This window comes from Streptomyces kronopolitis, assembly GCF_014646275.1.
Taxonomy (GTDB): Bacteria; Actinomycetota; Actinomycetes; order Streptomycetales; family Streptomycetaceae; genus Streptomyces; species Streptomyces kronopolitis.
In genome coordinates, this window is sequence record NZ_BMND01000053.1 from 18,910 (window position 1) to 29,315 (window position 10,406).

General features: G+C 71.9%; 8 protein-coding genes and 1 tRNA gene. 8 read left to right on the forward strand and 1 reads right to left on the reverse strand.

The window, feature by feature from the left end; translation table 11 throughout:
* Positions 1-150 precede the first annotated feature (150 nt).
* Together IEY78_RS31620 and IEY78_RS31625 are read left to right on the forward strand one after the other, a co-directional pair.
* Positions 151-399 (forward strand): hypothetical protein, encoded by a 249-nt coding sequence (locus IEY78_RS31620; protein ID WP_189104213.1) that lies wholly within the window; start codon positions 151-153, stop codon positions 397-399.
* Positions 400-402: 3 nt separating this feature from the next.
* The gene (locus IEY78_RS31625; protein WP_004571982.1) at positions 403-636 is read left to right on the forward strand and encodes a hypothetical protein; all 234 of its coding nucleotides are present in this window, start codon (positions 403-405) and stop codon (positions 634-636) included.
* Positions 637-679: 43 nt separating this feature from the next.
* Here the strand turns inward: IEY78_RS31625 and IEY78_RS31630 are convergent, their stop codons facing one another.
* Positions 680-2,053 carry a glycosyltransferase 87 family protein gene (locus IEY78_RS31630; RefSeq protein WP_189104215.1) on the reverse strand — a complete coding sequence of 458 codons (1,374 nt, stop codon included), beginning with the start codon at positions 2,051-2,053 and terminating at the stop codon, positions 680-682.
* Between the two features lie 152 nt (positions 2,054-2,205).
* Here IEY78_RS31630 and IEY78_RS31635 point away from each other — a divergent pair.
* From IEY78_RS31635 to IEY78_RS34710, 6 genes are all read left to right on the forward strand, one after another.
* Positions 2,206-2,278, forward strand: a tRNA-Ala gene (locus IEY78_RS31635).
* A gap of 394 nt (positions 2,279-2,672) precedes the next feature.
* Entirely contained in the window at positions 2,673-4,631 is a 1,959-nt protein-coding gene (locus tag IEY78_RS31640; protein ID WP_189104217.1) for a S53 family peptidase, read from the forward strand.
* 314 nt (positions 4,632-4,945) lie between these two features.
* A complete protein-coding gene (locus tag IEY78_RS31645) occupies positions 4,946-7,843 on the forward strand; it encodes a leucine--tRNA ligase (RefSeq protein WP_189104218.1) in 2,898 nt (965 codons plus the stop codon).
* Between the two features lie 172 nt (positions 7,844-8,015).
* Entirely contained in the window at positions 8,016-8,801 is a 786-nt protein-coding gene (locus IEY78_RS31650; protein WP_189104219.1) for a hypothetical protein, read from the forward strand.
* 125 nt (positions 8,802-8,926) lie between these two features.
* Positions 8,927-9,772, forward strand: a complete 846-nt coding sequence (locus IEY78_RS31655; protein ID WP_189104220.1) for a DegV family protein — start codon at positions 8,927-8,929, stop codon at positions 9,770-9,772.
* A gap of 271 nt (positions 9,773-10,043) precedes the next feature.
* Positions 10,044-10,394, forward strand: coding sequence for a hypothetical protein (locus tag IEY78_RS34710; RefSeq protein ID WP_373294285.1), 351 nt, complete (start codon positions 10,044-10,046; stop codon positions 10,392-10,394).
* Positions 10,395-10,406 lie beyond the last annotated feature (12 nt).

Consider the following 10,406-nt stretch of genomic DNA (forward strand, 5'->3'; position numbering starts at 1 on the left):
GGGATCTCTGCGTTATCCGGCCAGGTAGGCGGGCCCGCTCTCCCTTGCGGTGCGGCCGGCGGACGGGCCCCGTGGCGCAAAAGACGGGCCTGACCCGGTCGGCGGTCCATGGCAGAATCGGACGGCGCCGGCAGGGGAGGAGAGATCGCGATGCCCACGAGCATCCTCGAGGAGGTCAACGACCTGCTCGAAGTCGCCGAGGCGCAGGGGTACGACTGGCTGCCGGAATACGCACTCCGCTTCACCTGCCCCGTTGACGGGCCCGACTCCCCCTGCCGCGACCGCGACGGCATCGCGCTGCAGTGCCCCTCGTGCGGTTCCTCCCATGTCGCGCAGGTGCTGGGCGACAACGGCGGCATTTCCTTCGTTTGTACGGCCTGCGGCCACAGTTGGAGCTGATGGATGGGCGCCCACAGCAGGAAATGTGACTGGTGCGGCAGCGGTACGCCGATCGTCCGCGACATGGAACCCGTCAACGCCGACTACCAGTACTGGTGCGAGGAATGCGCCCGCGCCCTGGTCATAAAAGGCGACCCGATCGAGACCTACCGGGAGCTCGACGGGGAGCCTATCTACGGGCGGCTGCTCGACGAGCACTGCACGCTGAAGCGTTTCTACTCCTTCGCCACGGCCTGAGCGGAGCCGTCCGCGCCCGGCCCGCAGTCGTGTTGACGCCGCATCAGGGTGTCGGCGGCTGCCCGCCCTTGCCGGTCAGGACGGCCGGTCCGGTGTCCGTCGCCTCGTGCAGAGCTGATCCCGGCGTCCGCCGCAGCCGGAGTGCGGTCAGCGCCAGAACGGCCAGTCCGGCGAGCGGATAGACGGCGGAGAGCAGCATCTGGCCGCCGTTCTGGTGCAGTTCCTTGTGGTGGTGCCAGTGGTGCGGCACCCACCACAGCGCGAACGAGCAGAACAGCAGGCCCAGTGCGGCCGTCACCGCCCACCGGCGGCGGGCCGCGGCGCCGGTCCGGCGCAGCGCCTCGGAGCCGACCAGCACCAGCATCGGCACGCACCAGACCCAGTGGTGCGACCAGGAGATCGGGCTGATCAGGAGGGCGGTCGCGGCGCAGGCCACGGTCGCCCAGGCGCGCTCCCCGCGCAGCAGCGCCGCGACCGCCAGTGCCAGGCCCGCCGCCGCGGTCAGACCGGCGGCCACGGCCCAGGCGGCGCCGGGATCGTGGGTGTGCAGCAGCCGGGCGAGGACGCCGCGCAGCGACTGGTTGGCGGTGATCTCCACCTCGCCGACCCGGTCGGCGGCGAAGACGACCCCGGTCCAGAAGCGGTGCGCGTCGCGCGGCAGCACGAGCGCGGAGAGCAGCACCGTGGCCAGGAAGGTGGCGGTGGCGACGGCGGCCTGCCGCAGCCAGGGGTTCCAGGCGGCGCGCGGCCCCGCGCCGGAGCGGAGCAGCCGCCCGGCCCGGACCGCGCCGGCCAGCGCGAGGAACACCGCGAACAGCGCCGGGGTGAGCTTGAGCCCGGCCGCGAGACCGATGCCGACACCCGCGAGCCGGTGGCCGTCCCTGCGGGTCAGGTCCCACAGCACCAGCGCCGTGAGCAGGAGGTTGATCTGGCCGTAGCGCAGCGTCGTCCACACCGGCTCGCACCACACCAGGACGGCGGAGAGCGCGAGCGCGGCGGCGGGCCGGGGCAGCCGCCGGGGGCGGCCGGCGAGCCGCAGTGAGAGGTGGACGACGGCGACGAGCAGCAGGAGGTTGCCGGCGGTGGCAAGGGTCCGCATCGCCGGGACGTCCAGGAGGGTGAGCGGGGTGAACAGCAGCGCGGCGAAGGGCGGGTAGGTGTTGGGCAGATGCGCCGAGGTCGCCACCATGTCGTAGAGGGACCCGCCGGCGCGGACGGTGAGGCCCTCGGCGCGGTAGACCATGAGGTCGATCATCGTCACGTGCGCCAGGCGCTGCGCCGTCCAGAAGGCGGTGAAGGAGGCCAGGCAGGCGAGGGCCGCCAGGAGGGTCGGGCGCCTGCGGAGGAGGCCCGTGAGGCCCGTGCCCGGGGGTGCGCCGGCGGGGTCGGTGGGCTGTTGCAGCTCCAGCGCGGTCACGGCGTACGGCCCCCCAGGACGAATCGGACACTGCCTGCCGAGAGTACCGCGTGCCGCCCCCGGGGCCCCGGCCGGAACGATTTGGCAGAAGGCGGGGAGGTCCGTGTAATGTAGGCGATGCCGCAGCGGGGAACCGGGCGGGAACAGAATACGGGGCTATAGCTCAGTTGGTAGAGCGCCTGCATGGCATGCAGGAGGTCAGGAGTTCAATTCTCCTTAGCTCCACAGAGAGCGAAGCAGGTCATCCGATGCGGATGGCCTGCTTCGTCGTGTGACCCGCTCGTGGTGTGGCCCCCGCTGCGGCGCGCGGGCCTGTCCCTGACGTCCCGGGGGCCCACCCGGCCGTCGTGCTCCCGGGGTTGCGTGCACATCCGGTCAACCAAACGTCCGTTATGACGAGTTGGTCGTTCGCTCTGTGCTCATTCCTGACCAGCCCTTGCCGTTCCTTGGTCTCTTCTTGGTGATCGCATGCCCCTGACATGAACGGTTCACCGAAAGAGTGGCGAATCGCGTGAGCGTCACATCCGACGCATTCATCGCTCGTGCGGTGCCGCGCACCTGGCGCCCCGGCGCAGCGCGGCACCCCGCAGCGCACCGCATTGCCACAGCAGGGGGTTACATGAGATCAAGCCGCACCAGATCACTGCGTGCCCGCGCCGGCCTGGCCTGGGCAGCGACGCTGCCGCTGGTCGCCGGCGCGCTCGCGCTGGGGGCGCCGGCCGCCGACGCCGCGAGCCACGACGGGGGCCGGCACGCACTGCAGGGCACCAAGCCGCTGTGGGCCACCGCGCGGGCCGACCAGGGCGCCACGTCCGCGTCCACGGACGTCACCGCCCGCGTCTACCTGGCCGGCCGCGACGCCAAGGGCCTCGCCGACTACGCGAGGGCCGTGTCCGACCCGCACTCCGCCGCGTACGGGAAGTACCTGAGCCCCGCCCAGGTGCGCGCCCGCTTCGGTGCCACGCACGACCAGATAGCCAAGGTGACCGACTGGCTGAAGAAGTCCGGCCTGGCGGTCACCGGCAGCACCCAGCGCTATCTGACGGTCAAGGGCGAGGCCGGCGCGGCCGAGCGCGCCTTCGCCACCGACCTGCACAACTACCGCAAGAGCGGGCACACGTACCACGCGCCGTCGACCACGGCCTCCGCGCCCGCCGCGCTGTCCGACGCGGTCCTGACCGTCACGGGTCTGGACAACGCGCCGCGGATGGCCACGCACCACTCCAGCGAACTGCCGCCGCCGGAGGGCGTGTTCCGCAACGCCGGCCCGTTCTCCTCGTACTACGGCTCCAAGACGGACAAGAAGCTGCCGTCCGCCTACGGGAACAAGGCGCCGTACGCGATCAAGGGCTACACCGGCAAGCAGCTGCGTGCCGCCTACGGCGCGAAGAAGTGGACCGGCAAGGGCGTCACCGTCGCGATCACCGACGCCTACGCCTCGCCGAGCATCGCCAAGGACGCGGACACCTACGCCGGCCGCAACGGGGACCCCCGCTACCGCCACGGCCAGCTGTCCCAGGTGCTGCCCGCGGACTACACGCACATCGACGAGTGCGGCGCGGCCGGCTGGTACGGCGAGGAGACCCTCGACGTCGAGGCCGTCCACGCGGTCGCTCCCGACGCCGACATCGTCTACGTCGGCGGCGCCTCCTGCATGGACGACGACCTGATCGACTCGCTCGGCAAGGTCGTCGACGGGCACCTCGCCGACATGGTCTCCAACTCCTGGGGCGACCTGGAGGCGAACGAGACCCCGGATTCGGCGGCCGCCTACGACCAGCTCTTCCAGCAGGGCGCGGTGCAGGGCATCGGCTTCTACTTCTCCTCCGGTGACGACGGCGACGAGGTCGCCAAGACGGGCACCAAGCAGGTCGACAGCCCGGCGAACTCCCCCTGGGTGACCGCGGTCGGCGGCACCTCCCTGGCCATCGGCAAGCACGACGCCTACCAGTGGGAGACCGGCTGGGGCACCCAGAAGGCGCTGCTGTCCAAGGACGGCAACGACTGGACCGGGTTCCCGGGCGCCTTCAGCGGCGGCGCCGGCGGCGGCACCAGCACGACCGTGGCGCAGCCCTTCTACCAGCGCGGAGTCGTCCCGGACGGGCTCGCGAAGGTGAACGGCGGCGGCGCGATGCGCACCGTCCCGGACATCGCCGCGGTCGCCGACCCCAACACCGGCTTCCTGGTCGGCCAGACCCAGACGCTGCCGAGCGGAAAGCTCGGCTACGACGAGTACCGCATCGGCGGTACCTCGCTGGCCGCCCCGGTGATCGCCGGAGTCCAGGCGCTGGCCCAGCAGGCCCGGCACGGCGTCGCCATCGGCTTCGCCAACCCCGGCATCTACCAGCGCTACGGCACCCCCGCGTACCACGACGTGACCGACCACCCGCTGGGCGCCGGCCGTGACCTGGCCGTCGTCCGCGTCGACTACGTCAACGGCGTGGACGCCGGCAAGGGCACCACGACCTCGCTGCGCAGCCTGGGCAAGGACAGCTCGCTGCACGCGGGCGTCGGCTACGACGACGTCACCGGCGTGGGCTCGCCCGGCGCCGGCTACGTGAGCTCCTACCGCCCCTGACGCAGGGACGCGGCGCCCGCCTCCCCGCACCGCCCGTGCACCCGTGACGCGGCGGTAGGAGTACGGGGTATCGGGGGCGGGGCCCGCGCTGGGGTCATCCTCAGCGCGGGCCCCGTACGCCCTGCGGTACCCTGACGCCATGCGTGCCGTACGCCTTCTGCTTAGCGGGCCGCGCTGATCAGTACCGAAGGATCACAGATCCTGTCGGCATCGGCGCGGCGTCCCCTCCTGTGCGAGGGGTCTTTTTGTTTCCGGCGCGCCCGGGATCTGGCGCGTTTCCGCAGGCAGAGACGATCGATGGAGCTTTGAGGACGATGAGCGAGACGACCACCGCTGCCGAGGTGGCAGCGCCGCACCGCTATACGGCCGCGCTGGCCGCCGACATCGAGGCACGCTGGCAGGCCTTCTGGGAGGAGAACGGGACCTACGAGGCCCCGAACCCCAGCGGTGAGCTGGCCGGCGACGCCGAGGTGGCGGCACGCCCCAAGAAGTTCATCATGGACATGTTCCCCTACCCCTCGGGCGCGGGCCTGCACGTCGGCCACCCCCTGGGGTTCATCGCCACCGACGTCTACGCCCGCCACCAGCGGATGACGGGCCACAACGTCCTGCACACCCTGGGCTTCGACGCCTTCGGCCTGCCCGCCGAGCAGTACGCGGTGCAGACCGGCACCCACCCGCGGGTCTCCACCGAGGCCAACATCGTCAACATGCGGCGCCAGCTGCGCCGCCTGGGCCTGGGCCACGACCCGCGCCGTTCGGTCGAGACGATCGACCCGGCGTACTACAAGTGGACCCAGTGGATCTTCCTGCAGATCTTCAACTCCTGGTACGACCCGGAGGCGGACGCGGCCCGTCCGGTCGACACCCTGGTCGCCCAGTTCGAGGCCGGGACCCGCACCACCCCTGACGGCCGGGCCTGGGGCGAGCTGAGCCCCATCGAGCGGGCCAACGTCCTGGGCGAGTACCGCCTGGCGTACGCCTCGGACGCGCCGGTCAACTGGTGCCCCGGACTGGGCACGGTGCTGGCCAACGAGGAGGTCACCGCCGACGGCCGCTCCGAGCGCGGCAACTACCCCGTCTTCAAGGCCAAGCTGCGCCAGTGGAACATGCGCATCACCGCCTACGCGGACCGCCTGCTGAACGACCTGGACGCGCTGGACTGGCCGGAGGCCATCAAGCTGCAGCAGCGCAACTGGATCGGCCGCTCCGAGGGCGCCCGGGTCGACTTCCCGGCGGGCGACGAGAAGATCACCGTCTTCACCACCCGCCAGGACACCCTGTTCGGCGCCACGTACATGGTGCTGGCGCCCGAGCACCCGCTGATCGCCGGCGCCGAGAACGGCACCGGCACCGGCGCGCTGGTCCCCGACGCCTGGCCCGAGGGCACCCACGACGTGTGGACCGGCGGCCACGCCACCCCGGCCGACGCGGTCGCGGCGTACCGCAAGCAGGCCGCCGCCAAGTCGGACGTCGAGCGGCAGGCCGAGGCCAAGGACAAGACCGGCGTCTTCACCGGCGTCTTCGCCACCAACCCGGTCAGCGGCGAGCAGGTCCCGGTCTTCATCGCCGACTACGTCCTGATGGGCTACGGCACCGGCGCGATCATGGCCGTGCCCGCGCACGACAGCCGTGACTTCGCCTTCGCCCGCGCCTTCGAGCTGCCGATGCGCTGTGTCGTCGAGCCGTCGGACGACCGTGGCACCGACCCCTCGACCTGGGACGACGCCTTCGCCTCGTACGACGCGAAGATCGTCAACTCGTCGAGCGCCGCGCTCTCGCTGGACGGCCTGGGGGTGACCGAGGCCAAGGTGAGGATCACCGACTGGCTGGCCGCCGAGGGCATCGGCGAGGGCACCGTCAACTTCCGGCTGCGCGACTGGCTGTTCAGCCGCCAGCGCTACTGGGGCGAGCCCTTCCCGATCGTCTACGACGAGGACGGCGTGGCGCACGCGCTGCCCGAGTCGATGCTGCCGCTGGAGCTGCCCGAGGTCGAGGACTACTCCCCGCGCACCTTCGACCCGGACGACGCCGACACCCAGCCGGAGACGCCGCTGTCCCGCAACGAGGACTGGGTCCACGTCGACCTGGACCTGGGCGACGGCAACGGCATCAAGCGCTACCGCCGCGAGACCAACACCATGCCCAACTGGGCGGGTTCGTGCTGGTACGAGATGCGCTACCTCGACCCGCGCAACGCCGACGCGCTGGTCGCCCCGGACATCGAGCAGTACTGGATGGGACCGCGTGAGGGCCAGCCGGCCGGCGGCGTGGACCTGTACGTGGGCGGCGCGGAGCACGCCGTGCTGCACCTGCTGTACGCCCGTTTCTGGTCCAAGGTGCTGCATGACCTGGGCCATGTCTCGTCCTCCGAGCCCTTCCACAAGCTGTACAACCAGGGCATGATCCAGGCCTTCGTCTACCGGGACAGCCGCGGTATCGCCGTCCCGGCCACCGAGGTCGAGGAGCGCGACGGCGGCTACTACTACCAGGGCGAGAAGGTCAGCCGCGTCCTGGGCAAGATGGGCAAGTCCCTGAAGAACGCCGTCACTCCGGACGAGATCTGTGCCGAGTACGGCGCGGACACCCTGCGCCTGTACGAGATGGCGATGGGCCCGCTGGACGTGTCGCGGCCGTGGGACACCCGGGCCGTCGTGGGCCAGTACCGCCTGCTGCAGCGCCTGTGGCGCAATGTCGTCGACGAGGCGACCGGCGAGGTCACCGTCGCCGACGCGGAGCCGGACGAGGCCACGCTGCGCGCCCTGCACAAGGCCATCGACGGCGTCGCCCAGGACATGGCGAACCTGCGCTTCAACACCGCCATCGCCAAGGTGACCGAGCTGAACAACCACCTGACCAAGACGGGCGGCGCCGTCCCGCGCACGGTCGCGGAGCAGCTGGTGCTGCTGGTCGCCCCGCTGGCGCCGCACATCGCCGAGGAGCTGTGGCGCAAGCTGGGCCACGGCGACACGGTGGTGCACGCGGGCTTCCCGGTGGCCGACCCGGCGTATGTCGTCGACGAGACCGTGACCTGCGTCGTCCAGATCAAGGGCAAGGTCAAGGCCCGCCTGGAGGTCGCCCCGTCGATCTCCGACGCGGACCTGGAGGCCACGGCCCTGGCGGAGCCGGCCGTCGTGGCGGCGCTGAACGGAGCGGGCATCCGGAAGGTCATCGTCCGGGCGCCGAAGCTGGTGAACATCGTCCCGGCGTAGTGGTCGGCGGGTGCCCGGGGCCGCCCCGGGCACCCCGCGGCGGCGATATGGGGGTATTCCCCTACGGGCAGGTTGGGGGTTCGTCCGGAACCCGTGACCTGCCCGAGCCGTTTACCGTGGAGGGACAAGGGCGCGGGCACCGCCGGCGCCGCCGAACGTCTGGGGAGAGCCCATGGAAGCCGTCGTCGCCATCCTCGGGCTGCTCTTCGTGCTGTTCGTCGTGGCCGGGGTGTTCGCCGCGGTCAAGGCCGTGCAGGCGGCCAAGCGCGGGGTGGACCGCACCGTCGCCCAGGCCCGCAGGACCGTCGAGGACACCGGCCTGCGCGCCCGGCAGCTCGCCCAGCCCGGCGTCGTCGGGGAACTCGCCCAGCTGCGGCTTTCGCTGCGCACCTCCATGCGCGCCACCCAGGACGTGCTCCGCTCCGGCTCGCCGGACGACGCCTCCCTCGGCGAGGCGGCCGGCCTCTTCCAGCGGCTGAGCGCCCATGGCCACGAGCTGGACGACGACCTCAAGCGGCTCGAACGGGAGCCCGACCGGGCCACCATCACCGCCTGCCTGCCGGACCTTCGCGCGCGCACGGAGCGGATCACGCACTCCGCGGAATCGCTGCGCTGGGCCGTCCGGGACCGCGCCCGCAAATTCGCGGACGACGATCTCGCCTCGCTCAGCGACCAGATCGACGTCGAATCCGGAGCGCTGCGGCACTGGACCCGGGCCGAGGACACCGCCACCGCGGACCTGCCGCGCGAGCCCGTACGGGGACGCCGGGGCACGGCGGGGCAGCCGCAGGGGGCCGAGGGCGGACCGGCGGCGAGCGGATCCGCACGGGCGGGCGCGGCCGGCGACGACTGGGGCCCGGCGTCCGAGGACCCACCGGCGCTCACCACCCGCGACCCCCGCACCCAGCCGTCCTACCCCTGGCAGAAGGCGCCGCGGACCGAGGGCACGACGTCATGAGATCCTCGGGGGCCTGACGAGCGGCGACGGCGCCGGCCTCTTGGCAGAGTCTTGGGGAAGCCTGGAAGATCTTGGGGAGGGGCCCGCACTGTGCGCCGTCGGGATCCCCGGATAACCTCGCATTCATGTCCCGCCATGTCGCGATCGTCACCGATTCCACGGCCTATTTGCCGCGGACGGCTCTCGAACGCCACCACATCACGGCCGTTCCGCTGACCGTCGTCCTGGGGGACCAGGCCCTGGAAGAGGGCACCGAGATCTCCGCGAGATCCGTCGCGGAGGCGCTCCAGAAGCGCCGACCCGTGACCACCTCCCGGCCCAGCCCCACGGTCTTCGGGGAGACCTACCGCAAGGTCGCGGCCGCCGGCGCGGACGCCATCGTCTCGCTCCACCTCTCGTCGGAGTTCTCCGGCACCTACGACGCGGCGGTCCTCGCGGCCAAGGACGCCCCGGTACCGGTCCACGTCGTCGACACCGGGATGGTCGCGATGGCCCTGGGCTTCTGCGCCCTCGCCGCCGCGGAGACGGCGGAGGCCGGCGGGGACGCGGACGACGCGGTCGCCGCCGCGCAGAAGCGCGCCGCGGGCACCTCCGCCTACTTCTACGTCGACACCCTCGACTATCTGCGCCGCGGCGGACGCATCGGCGCCGCGCAGGCGCTGCTCGGCTCCGCGCTCGCCGTCAAGCCGCTCCTGCAACTGGCCGACGGCCGGATCGAACTGCTGGAGAAGGTCCGCACGGCGTCCAAGGCCATCGCACGGCTGGAGGAGATCGCCGCGGAGCGGGCGGGCGAGGGCCAGGTCGATATCGCGGTCCACCATCTCGCCGCGGCGGAGCGCGCGGACGCGCTGGCCCAGCGGCTGCGGGAGCGGGTGCCCGGGCTCCATGAGCTGCATGTGAGCGAGGTCGGCGCGGTGATCGGCGCGCATACGGGACCGGGGCTGCTGGGGGCCGTGGTCTCACCGCGCTGAGCGGGGCGGCGGAGCACCCTGTGGGTGACGAAGTTGTCCACAACTGGGGGGCCATCCACCGGATATGAGGCCACTCGGCGAGATCCGCGCGGACTGCTTAGCGTCGGTCGGTATGAACGCTTCGTCGCCTTCTCCGTTCTCCCCCTCCTCTCCCTTCTCTTCCCTCTCCGCTTCTTCCGCGTCCGCTCGGGATGGCGTTTCCGCACCTGCTTCTACGTCGGCTGCTTCGGTGTCTGCGTCTGCGTCGGCGTCCGCTTCTGAACGGGAGTGGATGCGGGCCAGGGCTGCGGTGATCTTCGGTGACGCGGGTGCGGGTGCGGGTTCCGGGGCCGGGCCGCCGCCCCCGCAGCACGGACCGCCGGACGCCCGCCGTCGTGAGCGGGTGTGGCTCGCCGTCCGCGAACGGCTCCCGCTCTGGGTGCAGTTACGGTGCGGCACGGATCCGAAGGCGCTGGCCGCCCTGCTGCTGGTGCTGGTGGTGGCCGTGGGGTTCGCCGTGCAGCACTTCTGGACCGGACGTCCTGAGCCGGTACGGGCCGACCCCGGGGAATTGCATCTGATGCACGTTCGGGTGTTGGCCGCTGGCCCTGAACTGCGGGAAGTGTACCGACTGGCTGCCTGACGTCCAGCGAAG